The sequence below is a fragment of the Chryseobacterium daeguense DSM 19388 genome (assembly GCF_000430825.1).
Classification (GTDB): domain Bacteria; phylum Bacteroidota; class Bacteroidia; order Flavobacteriales; family Weeksellaceae; genus Chryseobacterium; species Chryseobacterium daeguense.
This window is the reverse complement of the sequence record NZ_AUMT01000011.1, coordinates 134,416-156,221: the sequence shown is the minus strand read 5'-3', so window position 1 is coordinate 156,221 and position 21,806 is coordinate 134,416. Positions and strand designations below refer to the sequence as shown.

Sequence of the window (21,806 nt, the reverse complement as noted above, 5' to 3'; positions counted from 1 at the left end):
CAGAAATATGCTGGAAAATGCCATCAGCAGAGCTTCGGATGAGTTGGGAGAAGCTTTTCAATATTTGTTAATTAAAAACCTGGAAACTGAGAAGGTTTTGAAATAGATTTACTATAAAGTTAGAATAAGGTTTTTAATCTAATAACATGATAAAAATTCCCATGGATTACACAGATTTTCACAGATGATATCGCACTTTTTATCAAAATAAACATAAACATCTTTGGAAATCTGTGTAATCCGTGGGAATAGTAAATAAAAGTTTCGGCGGGCAAAGCCCGCCGAAACCACTTTAAAAAACAAGTTAAAAATATCGGGCTCGGGCGGCCTCCGGCCGCCGGGCCTTATAATATCGAAATCGGTTTCTTGAGTTCATCTATTGCCACAAAAGTAAAATCACCTACAATCGCTCTTTCCCTTTCATAAGAATACATCTGTTCGGTATAGATTTCTACATTTACCTTCATACTCGTTGTTCCTACATGGGAAACTCTGCCGATAAGCTCTACAATGGTTCCTGCGGGAATTGGCTTTTTAAAATCAATTTTATCGCTGTTCACGGTTACTACACGTTTTCTTGCAAACCTTGTAGCTGCAATAAAGGCTACTTCATCCATTAATTGCATCGCCGTACCTCCGAAAAGAGTGTCATAATGATTGGTTGTGTTCGGGAAAACCGCTTTAAAGATTCTGGTTTCGGATGCTTCAATTCTTTCCTCTGTTGTCATATTTCATTATTAATTAAAGCGAAATGAACATATTAAAACAACAGAAAATGACAGAGACAGAAATCTCCGGGCATCTATTGGATCAATAAACTTCAAATCGCGAAAGTTTTTTTGTTAATAAGAAAAGGCAGGTCTCCTGACTTGTAACATCTTTATTCCTTCCCATCTCAAAAAAGAAACAGTGGATTTATATAAAGACTTCATTTACTTACAGTTGCGCGACAGTTCGTGATTTTCACACGATTCCCTTTTAATCTGCAGCTAAGCAAAACCAGTTTCTTGAAGGCAGCAAACGTAAGGCTTGTTGCTTTCAGGTACAAAAATAATGATTATTGGTGAATTATTCAGGGTTTTTGAAAATGATCTGACTTTCCACTTTACCTTGCTTAATGGTCCAGATAGTGGTATATCGGTTTTCACCCGTTCCGTTGATCATGTATAGAAAAATGTGGTCATTATCAATCGCGGTAACCCCTACATTATTGAAGTCCATCGTAGGCTGGAACATATTTTTAATGGCATCCCTTACAAAAACGGAACCTCTTCCGGGCTGCTGTACGCGCACAGATTTAATTTCAGTTAAACCTTCAGGAACTTCTTTCCCGATTCCCCAAGGCTTTACTTTATCAAGTTTAGTGATATTTCCATCAGCATCTTTTTCCTGTTTTTTGATGTGGGCGTAAGAAGGATAGATGTCGATAATCACTTTAGTTCTCTGGTTTCCCGGAATTTTTGGGTTAGAATCATCCGTAAAAATTAATGATTTCCCGTTTTTAGATTTTGAGGGCGTAAAATGAGGAAGCTGGTCTACGAATACCACGCGGTTCTTATTCACCATCCCTTCTTTTGTAATGCTGTCGTATCGTACGAAAGGTTTTTCTGTGTCGCTTTTTTCAGGATATTTGATCCAGATCCATTCGGTTTCTCCGGGAGCGGGTTTTACATAAACAAAAACATCACCGGTTTTCATCCGGATTTTATCTACTATTTTTCTGTAGTCTTCTTTATGGACACGCACCATGGCATAGCCTTCCTCAGCTTTTACAACACCGAAAGGAACTTTATTCTGACCTTTTGCAAAAGCCATGGAAAAAAGACTGAAAACTGATAAATAAAACGCTTTGTTTACGGAAATCATCATGAAAATTTTTTGACTGTTCAAATATATAAATTAAATACTTTTCGGAAGATAATTATATTGTTTCAATTCTTCTAAATCTTTCACAGGTCTTAAAACCGTATCAGAAAGCAGATACATGCTATCCGAAATAGCCGCAACCTCCTGAAAGCGATGGTCTGAAATGATAATTCCTTTCTGTTCAGCCTGTTCTTTTATGATCTTCTGTATTTCACTGGTCATTTTAGGCGAAAGCCCGTTGAAAGGCTCATCCAGCAATATAAATTTTGAATTTGAATAAAGGATTAACAGAGCTTCAGTAATTTTCTTTTCTCCGCCGGAAAGTTTTCCTGGGGCTTTATGAAGAAAAGTTTTCATAAGATCTAAATTAAAAAGCTTCTCGGTATTTTGCTTTGTACAGAATAGCGGGATCAGATTCTTAATTTTTACATTTCGGGGAAGAAAAAAATGTTGCGGCAGATAAGCTATATTGTTTTTCCTATCAGCCTGAGTTTGCAGGATCTTTTGATCTATTTTTACGAATTGGGTATCACCTTTTACGGTTCCGAAAATAATTTCCAGCAGAGTAGATTTGCCTTCGCCATTCCTTCCTAGTAATCCTGCAATTTCTCCGGTTTTAATGCTCAGATAAACATCCTGCAATATCTTTTTTGAACCGAAAGATTTTGTAATGCTGTCGATGTGCAGTTTGCTCATAAGAGTTTGGTGATAAGATTAATAATTAGGCTCAGTAAAAGAGTAAATATCCAAAGAAACAATCTGGAAAATCCAAAATTGGCGTAAAAATAATATTCACCTTTAAATCTTATTTCATAAATAAAATAATGTAAAAACGGAAATACGAGTAAAAAGCATAGTCCGAAATTATAAACATTAAATCCTGTGAGACACGCCAGTAATAAAGAAAATAAAACAGCAGGAATCAATAATTTGATATAAAAAATCCACAGAATCTTGAGTTGTTTAATCATAAATCAAATTTCAATAAAAAAGAGTGTTTATGCAACACTCCTTATTTATTAGTTATTAAAATTTTTTAAGACTCCTGATTTTGCCTTTGGGAGCCATAAATAGATTCCGGGCTGTTTTTTAAATAATATGAAAACACCCCAAAAAACGAAAGAATTAAAAGAAAAATTACTCCGCAGACATACAAGGCTGTTCCAAAGCCATAACTTATAGAAACTCCTCCTCCCAGACCCATTCCGAGCTCATTATTTCCCAGGCCTTCCATCTTTGCCTGAAAGCTCCAGTAGAAAATCAGTAGGGAAGCGAGCCCTGCAGCAGAAAAAATAATATGATAGATATATTTCTTTTTCACGCTTTTGATAAGCTGAACCGCAATTCCGGCAATAGCCATTAAAAATGTAACAATAATAAGCGGATTCGGCGGAATATTTTCGTTGTCTTTTTTATTTTCTTTCGGCTTGGAATCGTTTAACGGAGAGTATTCATTATCAGAATTTGTATAACTTTCTTCATATTCATCTTTTCCAAATGCAGATCCGAAAGGTGAGCTTTTCTTCATGGTTTCTTTCATCCTGTCATTCATGGTCTTCTTGGAAACTCCCGTTACCAGGTCTGTTCCTTTAATTGACATTAATGTTGTATCTCCACATTTTATAAGAAAAAAAGGAAAGAAAAAGCAAAGGATAATCACCGTATAACTCGGAATAGGTAATAAGTCCGACAAGACTTTTAGTGGCTTCATAAATTATTGTTTTCAGTAAAAATAGAAAAAAATATCATATGACAAAGTTTTGAGGGATCCTAAAAAGAAAGAGAGCCTTTTGTGACTCTCTTTTTGTTGTGCTGATTTAATTATTAATCATTTCTAAGCTTTGACTTTACATTATTAACTTTAATAATATTTCTGAGTTCTAAAATTTGATTCTTAGTGAAATACTTTTTAGGAATCATATTCATAATTTGTGCACTTTGATAAATTAAGAACCATTCATTATTTTCTTTAACTCTGTAAACAGCATCCCATGTAAATTCGCTATCAAATGTATCCCCTTCAAGACGAATGTTTTCATTAGTAAAAGTGTATGAAATATTTTCCTGAATATTCTTGTTGGAAGAAAATACTTTTTTTAAACGAAAGAAAGACCTAATAACTATAAGTATTAAAAATATTATAAACCACATTAATGTTGATTTTAAAATATTTTTTTCAAAGTGATCTTCCGCATAATAATTTAAAATCAAGAATATTGATATCAATAATGGAAATACAATAAGTCTGATTAAAGAGTTTTTTAGATAAAACATTAAAAAATCTTTAAAAGTAATTTGAGTTTTTACAGTCATATTTTATTATTAAATCCTTTCCAGTTCATCCGCATTAATCGTGGTTTTAAAAGTACCATAATTCACAATTACCTTATTCCTGGAAATCTTTTCAATGGTACCTACACTGGTACTCCCGGTGATACGAACACGCTGCCCGACTTTCATCCAAAGGGCGCGGTCGGTTTTACGTTTTTCTTCCAGCTTTTCATTGGTCTCGGAGATTTTTTCAATTACCTCTTCTTTTTTTAATTGTTGGGTTATTTTTCTTTTAACCACCTGCAGACGTTTAGATTCATCTTTATCTGCACCAATTTTCCTGAATTTTTCCTGTTCCAGAATTTTCACAAAATCTTTCACCACATCTTTCCTGGATTTCCCTTTTACATAGCTGTCTATAAAAGCTTCGATCTTATTTCCAAACTGCAGTTTGCGGTGTTCCTCTTCATATAATTTCTGGAAATTGAACAGTTTTTGCTGAAGCTGTTCATTCAGTTTTTGAAGGTTGTCACGCTTGTCCTCAACAGATTCTTTTCTCTCGGCAAGATCGGTTTTCAGCTTTTCGACTTCATATTTTTCCTGTTGAAGCTTTACAATCGTTTTATCCAGATTTACAATATCGTGTTCCACTTTTTTCTTCGCAGAATGAATGATAAATCTCGGTATTTTATTCTTTTCAGCCACTTCAAAAGTAAATGAGCTCCCCGCTTGTCCCACCTCCAGCTTGTACATGGGTTCCAGCGTTTCTTCATTAAACAGCATTGCTGCATTTTCTGCATTCGGAAGTTGTTCTACTACCAGTTTAATGTTGGTGTAATGGGTTGTAATGATGGCGAAACTTTTTTTATCGTAGAAGAATTCAAGGAAGCTTTCTGCCAAAGCACCACCCAATTCAGGGTCTGAGCCAGTTCCAAATTCATCAATTAACAAAAGCGTATTTGCATCTGCTTCACGGATGATTCCGGACATTTTCTTCAATCTTGATGAATAGGTAGAAAGGTGATTTTCAATGGATTGATTGTCACCAATATCCGTCATAATCTTATCAAAGAAAAACATTTCGGATTTGGGATGGGTCGGAACCAAAATTCCGCTTTGAATCATCAATTGAAGTAAACCTACCGTTTTCAAAGTGATTGATTTTCCTCCTGCATTCGGTCCGGAAATACAGATAATCCTGTTGTGGTCCGTTAATGTAAGGGTTTGAGGGTAAATGGTTTTATTTTCCGCTTTATTTCTCAAAAACAGCAGAGGATGGAAAGCATCTTTCAGTCTCAGGGTTCTGTGGCGGTTGATTTTCGGTAAAACACCATTGATGAGTTCTGCAAATTTCGCTTTAGCTCTCGTTAAATCAAGGTCAAAAATATATTTCTGATATCTCCAGAGCTGGGGTTGGAATTCCGCCAGTTCCGCAGTAAGCTGTCTCAAAATCTTGTCAATCTCCTTTTTTTCTTCCTCTTCATTTTCGCGAAGCTTGAAATAGTGCTTCACAACGCTGTCCGGCTGAATATAGGTAATAGAACCCGTTTTTGAAAGTCCCAGGACTCTTCCCGGAACTCTTTTTTTGAATCCGGATTTTACGGCTAAAACCCTTTGGTCATCAATGATTGTTTCACGGATATCGTCCAAAAATTCACTTTGTCCGTAATTAAACAATGCCCTGTTAAAGTTTTCCTGAATGGCTTTTTTTGCCACCTGAATTTCGGCTCTTATTGTTTTTAAAATGGGAGATGCCTCACTTTTTACCTCACCGAAACGGTTAAAAACTTTATCTACCTTATCAATAATTTCCTTTCTGAACTCCAAAACAGATACATCTTCCAGCAAAGTAGGGAAGGTTTCCTGCATCGTCGGGAAGAACTTCTGCAGTTTTCCGATTTGCTCCGTGATGGTTTTGATTTTGATGAAAGCGCTGTTTTCAAGTCGGTAATTTTCAATCAGCATTAGCTTCAGCTCACTTTCAATATCTTCATATTCATCAAAAGGAATCGCATTTGAACTTTCAAAACTCGATAAATATTCGGAGGTTTTTTTCAATGAAAGTTCTGCCTCGTCAATTTCCATCGGACGAAGTTGAAGAATTTTTTCTCTAGTTTTCGGAGAATACGCAAAAGGAGAAATTTCCGCGAGCAATTGCGGAAACTCTAATTCGTTTAAATCTTCTTTATTTATATACACACTGCAAATTTAGTGAGAAAATGTGAATTAATTTGAAAATGAGTTAATTTGAGAGTAATAAGCTTAACTTTTATTTAACCACAAAAGGTGCAAAAGATTTTAACACTTATGTTTCTGAAGTTTACATTTTTATTACAAAGAAGAACACATTAGTTTTTTGAAAATCTTCGATTTTCTTCTTAAGTGAAGATTATTTTCTTTAGTGGTCTAATTTGTTAAAATTTTTTGTGGTTAAGTTTTTTATTACATTTGAGATATGAAACTGGAAACCGAAAGACTATTATTAAAAGAGATCAACGAAAGCCATGTTGAGGATATTTTCAAAATCCGCAGCAATGAAGTGATCAATCAATTTGTGCAGAGGAACTCGCCGAAGAATAATTATGATGCGCTGCAATTTATTTTAAGCATTAAAGAAAGAACCAAGGATAATCAATCTTTTTACTGGGGGATTTCATTGAAAAATAAAACTGGTTTGATTGGAACAATCTGCCTGTATAATTTTTCCGAAGATCGAAAAGTTGCGGAAATCGGTTATGAGTTATTGCCTGATTTTCACCATCAGGGAATCATGTCGGAAGCCTTGAAAGCGGTTTTAGATTTTGCTTTTAATGATTTACATTTGCAGGAAATTGTAGCGATGACCAATAAGTTTAATGAAAACTCAAAAAGTCTTCTTTTAAAGCATGATTTTGTGCTGGAAGAGGAGAAAGAAGATGAGGGCTTTCCGGATAATCTGGTTTTTAGCTTGAAGAAATAAATGTAATTTATATTGACTAATCATTTATAATTATTTGAGTTCTATTTTATAAATTTGCTATAAACTAATAAAAAATGGGGGAGAATCAATTCTCAATTACTATCTTAACTATTGTTTTACCACTTATTGGTGCAGGAATAGGTTATTTAGTTAAATCGAATATTGAGAAAAAAAAGGAATTAACAAACGAACTTACAAAGCAAAGGAGGGAGATGTATCAGCAATACGTAAATTTAGTTATAGATATTTTTGCTAATACGAAACTTTCCAAAAATACTTCGAACAATAATAACTTGAAATCTTTATTTGAATTTTATAAAAAGTATGTTTTATTTGCCTCCCCCAATGTAATTCAAGCTTTTTCTGATTATTTTCAATCTTTGTACAACCCAGATGAGACTAAAGATAGTAAGAAAAGTTTAAGCTTAATTACAAAAATAATGCTTGAAATGAGAAAGGATTTAGGTTTAAATAATTCTGGATTAGGGATTAACGGTGAGATTTTAATGAGGGCTTTAATTACAGACTTTGATAAAATTTATAAAAATAACCCATGACCTGGACAGAAATACTAGCCCCCATAAAAAACACCGAATACTTTACCAATCTTTGGGAAAAAGTAAAGCAGGAATATGCAACTACAAAAGTTTTCCCTCCAAAAAGCCAGATTTTCAGAGCGCTGGAGCTGACGCCTTTTGATGATATCGAAGTGGTAATCATTGGTCAGGATCCTTATCATAATGACGACCAGGCCAATGGATTGTGTTTTTCCGTTTCTGAGCAGGTAACCGCGCCGCCATCGCTTAAAAATATTTTTATTGAATTAAAGGATGATCTTGGAGTGGTAAGAACTTCTAAAGAACTGGACGATTGGGGAAAACAGGGTGTTTTATTATTGAATGCAACATTAACTGTTCGTGCCCATTCTCCCAATTCCCACAAAGATTTAGGGTGGGAAAAGTTTACGGACTTTATCATTAAAGAAATTTCGGATAAAAAAGAAAATGTGGTTTTCGTTCTTTGGGGAGCATTTGCACAAAAAAAAGCCGAACTCATCGATCCGGCAAAGCATTTTATATTAAAGTCTGCACATCCGTCTCCGTTTTCGGTTCACAGAGGATTTTTTGGAAGCAAACCTTTTTCAAAAATTAATGAATATCTGGTTTCAAAAGGGAAGAAGCCTATTTCGTGGTAGAAGTTTCTGCTGTGCCTTTTTTGATGATGATTCCGATTTTATATTTGCCGTTCAAAGCTTTTGTGCCTTCTGCTGCCCCGGGATAAGGATTTACTTCTGCAAGTGAAATGGTATACCCGTTAAACACCGCAGATTTATTGTAATTTCTTCCTTTATTATCCATTGTCGCAATGCTGAGCGTCATTGGGCGGGTAGTGGTTCCCATCACTTCGATCTGTGCAACGGCCACTCCGGACCAGATACAAGTGACGTCTTTCGGGCAGCGGCTGTCCTCGGAAATGCCTTTAAAGGTTACATTCATCTGGTATTCTTTCAGGAATTTATTTTCTCCTTCATTGAAATAGATGATTTCTCCTTCTTTTGTAGAAATTCTGGTTTCTCCGTTATCTTCCACATATACTTTTAATTTTTGAACGGGTTCTTTCTGGGCACTACAATTAAATAATGATAAAAATCCCAGGCTTACTATGATGGCTTTATAAAACATGATGTCTATTTTAAATTACACTAAGCATATCCAGTACTACTACCAAAAACATTGCCACACCTACCACAAAACTGAAACCTGTTCCGTAAATAAAACCAATAAAAGCACCTTTTGTAGATTTTAAAGCTTTATTCATGTCTTTGCTATCATGGAGAAGTTCACCAACGAATACACCGGCAAACATCCCTATTAAAAAGCCTAATGGAATCGGTAAAAACATCCCGATGATCATTCCCACTACGGATCCTATGCTTCCCCAGCGCGTTCCGCCATATTTTTGATTGGTTTTGGCGGGAATGACGTAACTTAAAACGACGGATAATAAAGTCAGAATCCCGAAAGCCCAGACATATATCATCGGCAAATCTGCATCTGTCCCGAATTTATATATCAACAAGCCGCAAATGCTCAGCAGCAATCCCGGTAAAATAGGTAAAAATGTTCCTAAAATTCCCAGAAACAAAAGAACAAGGCAAAGAATGTTCACTAATGCTGTATCCATATTCATCTTCTTAAAATTTATAATTGCAAGATAATAAAAAAAGCGGCCCTGTTAGAGACCGCCTCACATGTTTAAGATAAAGTTTTTATTATAGGTTTAAGATTACATATTGTAGAATTACGCCGGCGTTTCCAATATTTCCTGAAGCATGATTATGGAAAGTGGTGTAATAAATATATCCGCTGTTGGATGATCCTGAGCACGGTCCTACTGTGGCTCCTAATGCAACCAGGTATGGGACTAGTGCCTGAGGAACGGAAAGGCTGATCTGGATATTTCCCGGAAGCGTAATGCAGACTGTTACATATGTTGTAGTTGGTGCATTTCCAATAGGTGTGGTCGGCACTCCTGTTGCTGTAAAGTGATTGGTTCTGATCATTAAAGCATCATTTGATGAAGTTGCTTTCACTAGAACTTCCCAATATGCCGGGTCATAGTTAACGATTTTTTGCCATTGGCCTAAATCATAGTCAATATTCAGCGTATTGAATCCCAAAGCAGTGGTAAGAGCTGCATTATTTACAGTAGCACCTACAATTCCTGAGCTTCCGGAGTTTACTGAGCATAATTTTGAATCAGGAACAAAGCCTCCTGCCATAGAACAGCTGCTGGTATTGGTAGTTCCGCCCACCAGATAGGCTACATCCCAGTCTGATGCATAAATACTTCCTCCATTAGCTACGAAAGTTGCTAAGTTAGCATCAATCGCAGAATAAAGAGCAGGGTTTGAAGTATAGCTGGTTCTTGATCCGCAGTTCAGGAAAATAATGTCGTATTGCGCTATAGTTGTAAGGTTGGCAAGATCACTATTGAAAATTTCTGTGGCTGTATACCCAAGACTCTGTATTATATCCTCAATTTTGTCATAGCTGCCCTTTACATAAGCAATTTTTGCCACCTGGTTCAGCTTGGTCTGGCTTGCCTCAAGATTTACCGTTTCATTATCTTTTACAGTTGCAGAAATTTCTGTGCGGAAATTGGTACCATTACCGGTCTGGATGTAAATGGTGTGATTTCCCGCAGGAGCTTCAAGTGTAAAATTACCTTCAGAATCTGAAGTGGTGTAATAAATCTTGTACTTATCATCGAAGGTAAAAACTGAAGCACCACCAATAGGCTTGGTTCCGTTTTGTGCCATTACTTTTCCGGTAAGTTTTCCGGTTTTTGCCGCCGTATTCACGTTTTCGGAAACTATTGAAGGGTCATCACCTGCGCAATTCATTAAAAGTGTGAAAACACACAATAAAATAAGAAAGTAGTGTTTTTTCATATTTAACTGATTTTGATTTATTTAGTTTTTATCAAATTTAAAAAATAATTAAATATAAAATCATAAAACAGTGAAATTTTTTAATATAATTTATTGATTTTTGTGTATTGTAATGGATTATTTATTTGTTAATCGAGGTTTCGAAGGATTTAGTATGAAAGAATAATTGAAAATTAATACCATTGATTAGTTTGATTTAAATTTTGGGATGAAAATTGATACGTAGATTCCAAAGATCAACCTTAAATTTTTCTAAATTTGCTATAATGAATGATCAGCTAGAAGAAACTAAAGATTTTATTACGGAGCTTACAGATCCGCTTTATATCTACATTACCAAGATTTCACCATCCGGGATGGATTGGATATTTCACATTATTGTAAAACTTTTTCTGCTTTGTGCTGTATTTCTGGTTATTGATTTCTTATTTAAAATTGTCATCAACAGTATTTTCCGTTTTTTTCATAATCAGGAAAAATATCCGGTTATCAAATCCATTTATCTGTCTAAGGTGACCAATTCTCTGGCACATTTAATTGCACTTTTAATTGTAGGAAGTATTCATGAGTCTATTTTTATGGGTGCTCTCGATAAAACAACCAAATTTATTGTACGTTCTGTAAACTTAGGAGTAGTAATGATCTTTGCGGGGATGCTGTACCGGGGACTTACGGCATTTAGAAATTATTTTACAATAAAGCAGGATTTCTACAAAATCATGGCGTTGAATGCTATTTCAGAAACTGTAAAAATTTTAGGGATTTTTATCTTTTCTGTAGTTGGAATTTGTGTGATTTTCGGGATTAAGGGAACTACAATTGCCGGAAGTCTGGGAGCAATCACTGCTGTTTTGGTTTTGGTTTTCAGGGACACTATTTTAGGCTTTGTGACCGGAATTCATGTAGCTACTTCAAAAAACCTGAAGGTTGGCGACTGGGTAAGCATTCCTAAATATAATTTGGAAGGGAATATTGCGGAAATCAATCTTTTGACAACAAGAATTAATAATTTTGATAAAACATTTTCCACGATTCCCACGTATGATTTGCTGACAACGGAAATCAAAAACCTGCAGGTTATTTCAGAAACGAATGCCAGGAGAATTAAAAAATCTATTTATTTTAATATCAATTCTTTTAAATTCCTTACGGATGAAGATATCGAAGATCTGAAAAATATTAATCTTATTGCTGATTATCTGGAAGAAAGATCCATTGAACTCAGAAAGGAAAAAGAGAATATGGCGCACAAAGAAGAAATCATTAATGGGAGACAGCTTACCAATATTGGTGTTTTCAGGCATTATGCCCAGAAATATATCGAAAAAATTCCTGAGCTAGATAAAGAAGGGCCAATTATTGTCCGTCAGCTGAATATCACTCCACAAGGGCTTCCTTTAGAGATTTATTCTTTTACCAATGATACGGAATGGGTTCGTTTTGAGGAAATTCAGTCGGATATTTTTGATCATTTGCTGGTAGCTTCAAAGGAATTTGGTCTTGAAGTGATGCAGGTGAAAGTGTAAGATATTATAACTTTGAAAAATAGACTGCTTATTCTGAAGTCTTTAGATAAAATAAAAAGATTCTGGTGAAAACTCGCCGGAATCTTTTATTTAAGTTCTTAAAAATATTTATTCATCTGTATAAATCTGTTGTTTTAATTTTTGGATCACAGATTTTCTCAGATTTACACAGATGTTTATGTTTAAAATTTATTTTTTATCCCACCATATACGGCCCTGAATATCATTTTCGCTTGTACCGAAATCAGGATCTTGCTTCATCAGGTTAAGTGCGGCCTGTTGATTACTATAGTTTAGATTATCCATAGATGGAGTAGGGAGAACGATTCTTCTAGGCATTGTCAAAGGAATTCCTCCATTTCGTGTAGGTGTTTCTAATTTCAGTGCTGTAGAGGTGTTCGGCATATCAGTTCTTTTGATAAGAGCCCAGACTTCGTTAGGTTGTTTAAAATAATTTAAATATTCCTGAATGATGATCTGTTCCAGTGCTTTTGACGGATTGAATTTTACATCGGGAGCAAGCAGGTAGCCGTTTGGACCTGTTATCTCACTATCCATGGTAGGGGTGTAGTCAAATGCAACAGCTTCTTTTGCAATGAAATTATATGTTGCAATTGACGCTATGATACCCTGCTCATAAAGTGACTGAACGGAACTTCCTGTAGAAATAAGTCCTCTTGTCTGTAATTCTGCTTTTAATAAAGAATAATCCGCATAAGTTAAAATAGGAAATACGGCATTTCCTGTACCGGCATTGTATTCCGGCTGCCAAATACGATATTGAAGTCTTGAAACAGTATCATATGTAATCCCGTTCAATGATCTTCTTGCTTTGGTATAATAGCGGCTTGTACTCATATCCGGACTTACAGGTCCTCCTACGTATCTTTTAGTTGAATCAATTATCTGTACATCATTCATCAATCCTGCAGTTGAAAGTCTTTTGATAGCAGTTTTAGTATACGAGTTTTTTTGAAAGAATAGAGGAAGTCTCGGGTCATTGTTGGCGCCCATAAAGTCCACCATCGGTTTTGTAGCAGAGAAACCGGCAGGATTAAAGTTGCCGTGCTCAGTAAACCTTCTGGAACGCAGAGAAAAATCTTCTGCGGTGCTGGTTATCTGATCTCTTGATAATACCTGGGTGGCAATTGCAGTCAGTTTAGCAGGATTTCTTTTCATTAATCTTGAGGCAATTTTTAATCTTAAAGAATTGGAAACTTTTTTCCATTTCAAGATATCTCCGTTAAAAAAGAGGTCTCCGGCACCTGGTTTTACCTGTATAGATTGGTTCGCGCCTTCTATCGCAGTGTAAACGCTGTTTAGTTGGCTGTCAAAAATATCATACAATTGTTCCTGTGTTTCAAATTTTGGAGTTACAGTTCCGCCATATCTCGCCTGGAAAGCTTCTGTATAGGCCATACTTCCATTGACATCAGTAACATACCATGCATAATAAACCTTAAGGATTGTAGCGATGCTTTTAATGTTAACGTATTTTGCCTGCTCCTCTGCCGGCATCTGATCTATCTTGTGAATAATATCTGTTAATAAAGAACCATGATCGCCATAGAAAACATCTTTTCTTGCGTTCATATTAGAGCCGTCATCCATGAATTCTGAAGGGTTACCTAAACTTGGAACTAAAGTTTGTGTCCATGGCATAATCCTGCGATAGTAGTCATAATAATATTCAAAGCTGGCATCGTAGCCTTTTTTGATGGCCATTGGCAGAAGCGCTTCCGGAGTCGTATTTACGATGTCCAGCGGGTTTGTATTGGTTTCAGCAAAATCACTTGTACAAGAATTCAGTAAACAAAGTGTAGATGCTATTAGAAATATTTTTTTCATTTTTTTAATTTATTAAGTAAACAGTTAGAAAGAAAAGTCTAAATTAAAGCCTATATATCTTGACATTGGCGAGCCTCCATACTCCGCAAAGCTTCCGGAATTGTTGTTATACATACCTTCAGGGTTGATGCCGTCAGGAAGTTTATTATAGATATAGAAGAGGTTTCTTCCTATGAGGGAAGCATTTAATGTGTTTATTCCAAGAGGTTTTATTAATTCAGGTTTGAATGAATACGTTAATCTCAGCTCACGAAGAGCCACCCAGGTATTCTCGAAAATAGCATTTTCCCGGATACCATTGCCCCAAGACCCAAGGTTCCTGTAATACAGATCGGTACGTACAGGATCCATCCATCCTCTCTGATAAACTTCCTGATAGGTCATGCCACCTACATCTCTGGTGATACCTTGCTTGTCTTTGATCTGAGTGTTTTGGGCAAATACTCCTTCAGGAATCACCCCAAACTGGCTCTGTCCGGTAGTGTCTATATATCTGATACCGCCTCTTTCTTCATCTCTGTATTGTAAAGTTGAGGGCAGATTCCCGAATTGTACTCCGTAATTATAAGTAGCGGATAAAATGTCTCCACCCACTCTCGCATCAATTAAAACACTTAGTGCTAAGTTTTTATATTTAAAAGTATTTCTGAAACTGGTAAGGAAGTCAGGCGTCAGCTTTCCTACTGTTGTATAGCCCTGATTTTGATAAGCATTGGAGCGCATATAGAAACCGTTTGGTTTAAGGACTCTCATGCCATTTCTTGGATCGTCAATTTTATTTCCGTTAGCATCAAGAGCCTGATAAGTGGCGAAAGCATAGTTGGTTTGTATCAATCCGTATTCCTGGCCGGGAATTGCAATACTTTTTACATCTCTTCCCATTGCCCATTGGAGTACATATTCTTCAACACCGGGAGCAAGCTCAATTATTTTGTCCTGGTTTTTGGCGAAGGTAAGGGTGGTATCCCATTTAAAATCATTTGATTTTATTGGAACAGCATTTACAATGACCTCAATTCCTTTATTCTGTAGATTTCCAGCGTTAATCTGCTGTGATTCCACACCCGACTCTTGAGGCATCTTAAGTGTTAATAATTGATTGATTGTATTTGTTTTATAAACTGAAACATCAAAATCCAGCCTGTTATTAAAGAATGCCATATTTAAGCCGAGTTCAATAGATCTGCTTAATTCATTTTTTAAATTACCATTGGCAAGAGCACGGCTGTTAAATCCAATCAAAGGAACACGTGTGCCGTCTGGAGAGTTGTATGCCGTGGGGTCTCCCGCATAATAAAATCCGGCACTCGTATTATATGGGAATGTGTCGCGGCCTACCCATGCAAGGCTTCCTCTTAAGCTCCCGAAGCTGATCCATTTCGGAAGATTGAAAGAATTGGAGAAAGTCCAATTTGCGACAAACGAAGGATAAAAATAACTTACATCTCCATGTCCGTCAGGATAAGCCAATGTAGAAGACCAGTCATTACGTCCGGTAATATCTACAAACAGTTGATCTTTCCATGCAAAATTAGCAAAAGCGTATAAAGACTGAATTTTTTTAGGGGAAACATTTCCATCAGTGTAAACTGTTTCAAGGCCAGGTGCATCCACCGAGTTTTGAATTTGAAAAACTCCCGGTATTCTCAGTCCGTTGTTTGTAAATGATCTTGTAAATTTATATTTTGAGCTGAAACTTTCTCCTCCAAGTGAAGCATTCAGGGTTAAATTATCAGTGAGCTTGAAGTTGGCATTGGCTAAAAACCTAAGGGTATTTTGCTCCTTTCTACCTTCCAAAATACTGTATCCTCCTCCTTTAAAACCGACATCCATGCCTAAAAGTTTGGATTCGTTGATAAAGTTGTAATTGTTGAAATTTCCTCCTACAGTAAGATTCAGCCAGTCCGTAAGCTGAGATTTTATTTCTAAACGGCCGATATAATTGTTTTCTTTCTGGGTTCTTGTATTTTGGAATAGGTCAAAATATTGTCCGGTCATACCGTAAGGGTCATCGTTACCCTGTTTTATACCGCCATTTACGGGATCTAAATAATTTTGGCTCCAATAATTGGCATCAAAACTTCTCGGTAGTGCATATACATAGCTGAACAATGGGCTGCTATTTCCTCCCTGAGGTACTGGATTTTGTCCAAAAGACCTCGTATAATTAAAGCTTGCGTCTAACTGCAGGTATTTATTAAACTCATGCGTAGCACGTAAGAAGTAAGCATTTTTGGTAAATTTGTTTCGTGGTAATATTCCTTCTGCTTCCTGATTGGTATAGTTAAATAAGAAAGTTGACTTATCAGTACCCCCAGAAAGCTCAACAGAATTTTTCCGGTCCATTCCCACCTGATATAGATCAAGATAGTTATGAGGTTGAGGATTATATAAAACAGTTCTTCCATCAACATCTTTTACCGGCATACCGTCAAACTTAGGGCCGTAGCTGTAGAAAAAAGTATTTGGATCTATGAACCGTTCTCCGTTGCTGTCAGTTGGAAAAGTTGATCCTACACCGGCACCAAATTCATTTTGCAGTTTAGGCCCTGCATAAACACTTTGGGTCGTAAGTGAAGAATTTACCTTCACGCCGACTCCGTTTCTGCCACGACCTTTTTTTGTTGTAATAACAATTACCCCATTGGAAGCGCGGGACCCATATAAAGCGGAAGCAGCGGCACCTCTAAGTACAGAAACAGATTCAAAAGCATCAGAATTAAGGTTCTTCATTTCGTTTCCGAAATCATACCCTGATCCCCATTCATCTGCACCGGTAACGGAATTATCTATAATTACACCGTCTACCACTACCAGAGGCTGATTGTTTTTTCCCAGAGATGTATTTCCACGAATCTGAATTTTCGCACTTGATTGCGGCCCTCCTGAACCGGCAATGACCTGAACACCGGGTAATTTTCCCTGAAGAGCTTCCATGGGATTCACAACACCGGCCTGGCTTATATCCTTACTGTCGACTTTGGAGATAGAATAGCCCAGCTTTCTCTGGTCTCTTTTAATTCCGAGAGCTGTTACCACAACTTCTTTGATTTCCGTGGTTTTAGCAGTGTCGTTTTTTGTTTTTTGTGCATTGATCTGTCCGGTAGTTCCCAGAAGAAAACAGAATACACCTACAGAAATAGAGGTTTTAGCATTTAATTTCATCTTGTGTTATAATAATTAGATGTTGTAATATTAATAAAAATATTGCATTTAATTATGTTTTTATTAACATATTCCCAATATAAATGTATTTATTTTGCATTTAATTGATTTTATTGATTTGTTTTATGAATTTGTAGTAATTTTTTTATGTTTTTTTTCTATTTGTATAATGATGTTAATTTGTGAAAAATGATAAATTTTTTAATATTAAAATTACATGTAGAAATATTAAAAATTAACCGTAAAGCTTTATTAATTTTTTATCTTCTGCGCAATGGGTAGCTGGTTTTTAATCACTAAATTTGTAAAAGTTTTTGCAGATTGCTGAGATTTGAAATCAATAGTTTTATTTAAGCTCTGATTAAAAAGAAAATTGATGCATTATGCAAACTAACTTCCAATATTTAGGACTAAAAATGACAAAACTAAGTGTAAACATTAATAAAATTGCGACCCTGAGAAATGCAAGAGGAGGTGAAGCACCAAGTGTTACGGAAGCCGCAATTAAAATACAGGAATTTGGTGGACAGGGAATTACCATCCACCCCAGACCAGATGAAAGACATATTACAAGAAAAGATGTTTATGATCTGAAACCATTGGTAACAACGGAATTTAATATTGAAGGAAACCCGCACCGCCCGTTTATTGATATGGTATTGGAGGTAAAACCGGAGCAGGTGACCTTAGTTCCAGATGCAGATGATGCGATTACTTCAAATGCTGGCTGGGACACAAAAAAACACCTGGATTTCCTTACTGAAATCATTGCAGAATTTAAAAATGCAGGTATCAGAACTTCTATTTTCTTAGATCCTGCACCGGAGCTGGTGGAATATGCAGCCAAAACAGGAACTGACAGAATTGAGCTGTATACAGAAGCTTACGCAAAAAATTATACATCGAACAAGGAATTGGCATTAAAACCTTACTATGAAACGGCAATTGTAGCTGCAGATTTTGGTTTGGGACTTAATGCCGGACACGATTTAAGTTTAGAAAATTTAAAATATTTTGCTGATAATATCCCGAATCTTCTTGAAGTTTCCATCGGTCATGCTTTGGTTTCCGAGGCATTGTATATGGGACTCGAAAATACAGTTCAGGCTTATTTAAAAAGATTGGCAAAATGGTAAGCTGGAAGCTGGGGGCCTGAGGCTGGAAGATACTGTCTCAAACTTCCATCTTCCATAATCTATCTTCCATCAAATAAATATACAATTATGGAAATTCTACATTCAAAAATATTTGGCGAAAATCTTTCGTCCACACCACTTTTGGTATTTCACGGATTATTCGGGATGCTTGATAACTGGGGAAGCTTTGGAAAAGACCTTGGAGAGCAGCTTCCGGTACATTTGATTGATCTTAGGAACCATGGAAGAAGCTTTCATTCCGAGAATATGTCTCATGATGATCTGGCCAATGATATTGTGAATTATATGAATCATTACGGAATCGAAAAAGCCCATGTTCTTGGGCATTCCCTTGGTGGAAAGGCCGTAATGCAGTTTGCAATCAGCTTTCCTGAAAAGGTTGAAAAACTAATTGTGGTCGATATTTCACCGAAAGCTTATCCTCCTCATCATCAGGGAATTATTAAGGCTCTGGAAACGGTAGATTTCAATACGGTTACTTCACGAAATGAAGTGGAAGCGGTTTTGAATCAGTATATTCCGGAAAAGTCTACCATTCAGTTTCTTACAAAAAATTTATATTGGGATGATGATAAAAAATTAAATTGGAGATTCAATCTTAAAACTTTATCTGAAAAATATAATGAATTTGTTTCCAATGCAATTAAATTCGGAGTTTTCCAGGGTGAAACCTTATTTATTGCCGGAGAAAAATCAAATTACATACTTCCGCAGGATGAATTTGCCATTAAACAGCAGTTTCCGAAGGCTAAAATTGTAAAGGTTAAGAATGCAGGGCATTGGGTTCAGGCAGAAAACCCTGTCGATTTTGCTATTGTAGTTAAACAATTTTTGAATTTAAATTAATAAAATTCTATTGTAATTGAATATTTGTTAAAATTTTCATAAATAATATTTTATTCTTCTCTGGGTGAGTTTTTTTTAATACTTTAGACTTCCTAATCATTAAATACTAATACAATGGAAAACAAAAAGTCTAAAAAGCCATTTTTTGCTTCATTCCTGGAAAAACAGGTTGAAGACCCTGAGAAGATTAAAGGCGGTTCAGGAACTATTACTTCCGCACTTCAGGACAACACTACCGGTGCACTTAAAGACAGCATAACTTCAGCGCTTCAGGATAATATTACAAAACCGGGAAGTGATAACGTTACAATGAAATATCCGTCTGACAGTGACGAAGGCGGTGACACAGTATAAAACGAAACCCAATATTATTTTAACTCAATTACAAACATTATGAAAAACAAAAACTCAAAGAAAAAGCCATTTTTCGCTGCATTTTTAGAAAAACAAATCAATGAGCCTCAAAAAGTAAAAGGAGGCGGAATCATCACAAAACCTGAAGTAGATACGGTTACCAAGCCTATTTACGATATGGCGCAGACTCAGAAATATCCATCTGACGGTGATGATGATGTGCAGTCTGTTTAGTATATAGTTTCGGACACTAATAAAACTATACGAAAGGAAACTTAATATCTAAGTTTCCTTTTTTAATAAAAATCGGCAAAATGATTCTTTGTATTACGCATTCTCAGGATTTTTACACTATAGATCTGTTTTTTGAATATTTAAAAACGAAAAATATTCCTTATTTCAGGTTGAATTCGGACCGGTTGAATCATCTTCAGAAAATCACAATTCGTGAAGATTATTTTGAGTTAACAGATGAATTTGGGAATATAATTAGCTCTTCCGAAATAAAAGCAGTCTGGCACAGAAAAGCATGGAGAATAAGTATTCCTGAGGAATTGGACGAAGATTATGAAAAGATTTTTGTGAAAGAATATTCAAGCATGCGTTATAATCTTTTTACCATTTTGGACAATATTCCTTGGATCAATCCTTTTGAAAATGAAAGGAAAATTGACGAAAATAAAATGCTGCAGCTGAAAATTGCAAAAAAAAATAATCTCATAATTCCTGAAACAATATTTTCAAACAATTCTCAAGAAATAACGAAATTTTTTCATGAAAACTGCAACGGCAAAATGGCAGCAAAGCTTCACGGTGTAATTACAAAATCCATGGGAGGGGAAAATTTTATATCAACAAGTATAATTGACGAAAATTCTTTGGAAGATATTTCAGATGTTGAATATTGTCCGATGATCTTTCAACCATACATTGAAAAAGAATATGAGTTGAGAATAGTATATGTGGATGGTGAATTTTTTACAGGAAAAATCAATAACAGCGAAAATACCGACTGGAGAATTGCTCAGGGAAATTATTTTTGGTCAGAATATAATCTTCCGGAAAATACTAAGCTTGACCTTACTTCAATGATGAAAGAAATGGGACTTTATTTCGGAGCCATTGATATGATCAAAGGAAAAGACGGAAATTATTACTTCCTCGAAGTAAATCCGCAGGGAGAGTGGGGAATGCTGCAGAAAGAACTGAATTTCCCGATTGCTGAAAGAATAGCCGATAATCTTATAAAAAGAATGAAAACCAATGAATAAAATTTTAATAATTACACATACAAATGATAATTTTTCCATTGAAAAAGTAACAGAATATATCGCTAAAAATAATTGTGAAGTAATTCGCTTTGATGTGGATTTATATCCTTTAAAAAATAAATTATCAACCAGTTTTCAGGACGGAAAATGGATCACGGTTCTGGAAACTCCGGAAAAAAAATACCGTCTGGATGATATTGCAGCGGTCTGGTACAGAAGAGCTTACAATATCGGAGATGGATTAAAAGAAGAAATGGATACCAGATTTTATGGCGCCGCAATGGGAGAAATCCGCAATACGCTTTTTGGTTTTTTGGAATCTGTAGATGCCTATTCATTAGGAAAACCGAGTATTTACAGAAGGCTGGACAGTAAAGAAGAACAGCTGAAAATTGCAGACAAAATAGGCTTGAAAATACCGGAAACCTGTATCACGAATAACCCGGAAGAAGCAAAGCAGTTCATTATAAAGCACCAAAATGTGATCGCAAAAATGCAGACCGGATTTGCAATCTATGAAGAAGGTGTTGAAAGTGTGGTTTTTACCAATGTTGTCAATGAAGATAAACTGGAAGAGCTTGATTCTCTTTTGTATTGCCCGATGCAGTTTCAAAAGAAAATTGAGAAGAAAAAAGAACTTCGCGTAACGGTTGTAGGACGTGATGTTTATGCATTCGAAATTGATTCCCAACAATCTGAAGCAGCAAAAATAGACTGGCGAAAGGATGGCGTGAATCTTATTGATAAATGGATCCCTACGGAGCTTCCCGCGAATATTGAAGCAAAATTGCTTGAGCTTCTCGACGTTTATCATGTAGATTACGGGGCTATTGATATCATTGTCTCTCCAGAAGATGAATATTATTTTATTGAAATCAACGCCGCCGGAGAATTTTTCTGGCTTGATAACCTCACCGAAGGAAATCTCATTTCAAAAAGCATCGCAGATATTTTATGTGATAAAGCTTCCAGAAGAAATAATATGGTGCTGGTGTAAGTTTTACGGTAAAAGGTTAGGAACATAAATTTTTTTACAAAATGTAATTCAGTAGGAACGGGCTTTAGCCCGTTTTTCATTTTTAAAAGCAA

Annotated in this window: 21 protein-coding genes and 1 riboswitch; of the genes, 10 read left to right on the top strand and 11 right to left on the bottom strand. The window is 35.8% G+C overall.

The annotated features are described in order from the left end of the window. Positions 1–344: 344 nt before the first annotated feature. The 6 genes from H560_RS0114120 to H560_RS0114090 all read right to left on the bottom strand — a co-directional run bounded on the left by H560_RS0114120 (position 345) and on the right by H560_RS0114090 (position 6,336). Positions 345–728, bottom strand: a complete 384-nt coding sequence (locus H560_RS0114120) for an acyl-CoA thioesterase (RefSeq protein ID WP_027380652.1) — start codon at positions 726–728, stop codon at positions 345–347. A 109-nt stretch (positions 729–837) separates the two neighbouring features. Beyond that, positions 838–1,019, bottom strand: a riboswitch (cobalamin riboswitch). A 49-nt stretch (positions 1,020–1,068) separates the two neighbouring features. Continuing rightward, positions 1,069–1,869, bottom strand: a complete 801-nt coding sequence (locus tag H560_RS0114115) for a hypothetical protein (RefSeq protein WP_027380651.1) — start codon at positions 1,867–1,869, stop codon at positions 1,069–1,071. Between the two features lie 30 nt (positions 1,870–1,899). After that, positions 1,900–2,562, bottom strand: coding sequence for an ATP-binding cassette domain-containing protein (locus tag H560_RS0114110; RefSeq protein ID WP_027380650.1), 663 nt, complete (start codon positions 2,560–2,562; stop codon positions 1,900–1,902). Between the two features lie 340 nt (positions 2,563–2,902). Next, positions 2,903–3,577, bottom strand: coding sequence for a hypothetical protein (locus tag H560_RS0114100; protein WP_027380648.1), 675 nt, complete (start codon positions 3,575–3,577; stop codon positions 2,903–2,905). Between the two features lie 113 nt (positions 3,578–3,690). Continuing rightward, the gene (locus tag H560_RS0114095) at positions 3,691–4,179 is read right to left on the bottom strand and encodes a YcxB family protein (RefSeq protein ID WP_027380647.1); all 489 of its coding nucleotides are present in this window, start codon (positions 4,177–4,179) and stop codon (positions 3,691–3,693) included. 9 nt (positions 4,180–4,188) lie between these two features. After that, positions 4,189–6,336, bottom strand: coding sequence for an endonuclease MutS2 (locus tag H560_RS0114090; protein WP_027380646.1), 2,148 nt, complete (start codon positions 6,334–6,336; stop codon positions 4,189–4,191). A gap of 256 nt (positions 6,337–6,592) precedes the next feature. On the opposite strand from H560_RS0114090, the gene H560_RS0114085 reads away from it, so the two are divergent. From H560_RS0114085 to H560_RS0114075, 3 genes are all read left to right on the top strand, one after another. Then, positions 6,593–7,096 carry a GNAT family N-acetyltransferase gene (locus tag H560_RS0114085; RefSeq protein ID WP_027380645.1) on the top strand — a complete coding sequence of 168 codons (504 nt, stop codon included), beginning with the start codon at positions 6,593–6,595 and terminating at the stop codon, positions 7,094–7,096. 74 nt (positions 7,097–7,170) lie between these two features. Beyond that, positions 7,171–7,653, top strand: a complete 483-nt coding sequence (locus H560_RS0114080) for a hypothetical protein (protein ID WP_027380644.1) — start codon at positions 7,171–7,173, stop codon at positions 7,651–7,653. Then, entirely contained in the window at positions 7,650–8,291 is a 642-nt protein-coding gene (locus H560_RS0114075; RefSeq protein ID WP_027380643.1) for a uracil-DNA glycosylase, read from the top strand. Before H560_RS0114080 ends, H560_RS0114075 begins: the two co-directional genes overlap by 4 nt. Here the strand turns inward: H560_RS0114075 and H560_RS0114070 are convergent. From H560_RS0114070 to H560_RS0114060, 3 genes are all read right to left on the bottom strand, one after another. Next, positions 8,278–8,778, bottom strand: coding sequence for a hypothetical protein (locus H560_RS0114070; protein WP_027380642.1), 501 nt, complete (start codon positions 8,776–8,778; stop codon positions 8,278–8,280). The genes H560_RS0114075 and H560_RS0114070 overlap by 14 nt on opposite strands. 10 nt (positions 8,779–8,788) lie before the next feature. Next, positions 8,789–9,280: a DUF456 domain-containing protein gene (locus H560_RS0114065; RefSeq protein ID WP_027380641.1), complete on the bottom strand. Its 492-nt coding sequence runs from the start codon at positions 9,278–9,280 to the stop codon at positions 8,789–8,791. An 88-nt stretch (positions 9,281–9,368) separates the two neighbouring features. Continuing rightward, complete coding sequence (locus H560_RS0114060; RefSeq protein ID WP_027380640.1) at positions 9,369–10,550, bottom strand: carboxypeptidase-like regulatory domain-containing protein; 1,182 nt, start codon at positions 10,548–10,550, stop codon at positions 9,369–9,371. A gap of 266 nt (positions 10,551–10,816) precedes the next feature. Between H560_RS0114060 and H560_RS0114055 the strand changes: the two genes are divergently transcribed. Beyond that, entirely contained in the window at positions 10,817–12,076 is a 1,260-nt protein-coding gene (locus tag H560_RS0114055; protein ID WP_027380639.1) for a mechanosensitive ion channel family protein, read from the top strand. 189 nt (positions 12,077–12,265) lie between these two features. Here the strand turns inward: H560_RS0114055 and H560_RS0114050 are convergent, their stop codons facing one another. Both H560_RS0114050 and H560_RS0114045 read right to left on the bottom strand, forming a co-directional pair. Then, positions 12,266–13,924 carry a SusD/RagB family nutrient-binding outer membrane lipoprotein gene (locus H560_RS0114050; RefSeq protein WP_027380638.1) on the bottom strand — a complete coding sequence of 553 codons (1,659 nt, stop codon included), beginning with the start codon at positions 13,922–13,924 and terminating at the stop codon, positions 12,266–12,268. A 24-nt stretch (positions 13,925–13,948) separates the two neighbouring features. After that, positions 13,949–17,089 (bottom strand): SusC/RagA family TonB-linked outer membrane protein, encoded by a 3,141-nt coding sequence (locus H560_RS0114045; RefSeq protein ID WP_027380637.1) that lies wholly within the window; start codon positions 17,087–17,089, stop codon positions 13,949–13,951. Positions 17,090–17,505: 416 nt separating this feature from the next. On the opposite strand from H560_RS0114045, the gene H560_RS0114040 reads away from it, so the two are divergent. From H560_RS0114040 to H560_RS0114015, 6 genes are all read left to right on the top strand, one after another. Further along, positions 17,506–18,225 carry a pyridoxine 5'-phosphate synthase gene (locus tag H560_RS0114040; protein WP_027380636.1) on the top strand — a complete coding sequence of 240 codons (720 nt, stop codon included), beginning with the start codon at positions 17,506–17,508 and terminating at the stop codon, positions 18,223–18,225. An 87-nt stretch (positions 18,226–18,312) separates the two neighbouring features. Further along, complete coding sequence (locus H560_RS0114035) at positions 18,313–19,092, top strand: alpha/beta fold hydrolase (RefSeq protein WP_027380635.1); 780 nt, start codon at positions 18,313–18,315, stop codon at positions 19,090–19,092. Positions 19,093–19,206: 114 nt separating this feature from the next. Then, entirely contained in the window at positions 19,207–19,446 is a 240-nt protein-coding gene (locus H560_RS0114030) for a microviridin/marinostatin family tricyclic proteinase inhibitor (protein WP_027380634.1), read from the top strand. Between the two features lie 39 nt (positions 19,447–19,485). Further along, positions 19,486–19,680: a microviridin/marinostatin family tricyclic proteinase inhibitor gene (locus H560_RS0114025; RefSeq protein ID WP_027380633.1), complete on the top strand. Its 195-nt coding sequence runs from the start codon at positions 19,486–19,488 to the stop codon at positions 19,678–19,680. A gap of 80 nt (positions 19,681–19,760) precedes the next feature. Beyond that, the gene (locus tag H560_RS0114020) at positions 19,761–20,717 is read left to right on the top strand and encodes an MvdC/MvdD family ATP grasp protein (protein ID WP_027380632.1); all 957 of its coding nucleotides are present in this window, start codon (positions 19,761–19,763) and stop codon (positions 20,715–20,717) included. After that, positions 20,710–21,714, top strand: a complete 1,005-nt coding sequence (locus H560_RS0114015) for an MvdD family ATP-grasp ribosomal peptide maturase (protein ID WP_027380631.1) — start codon at positions 20,710–20,712, stop codon at positions 21,712–21,714. The genes H560_RS0114020 and H560_RS0114015 overlap by 8 nt, the downstream gene beginning before the upstream one ends. The last annotated feature ends 92 nt before the right edge of the window (positions 21,715–21,806 follow it).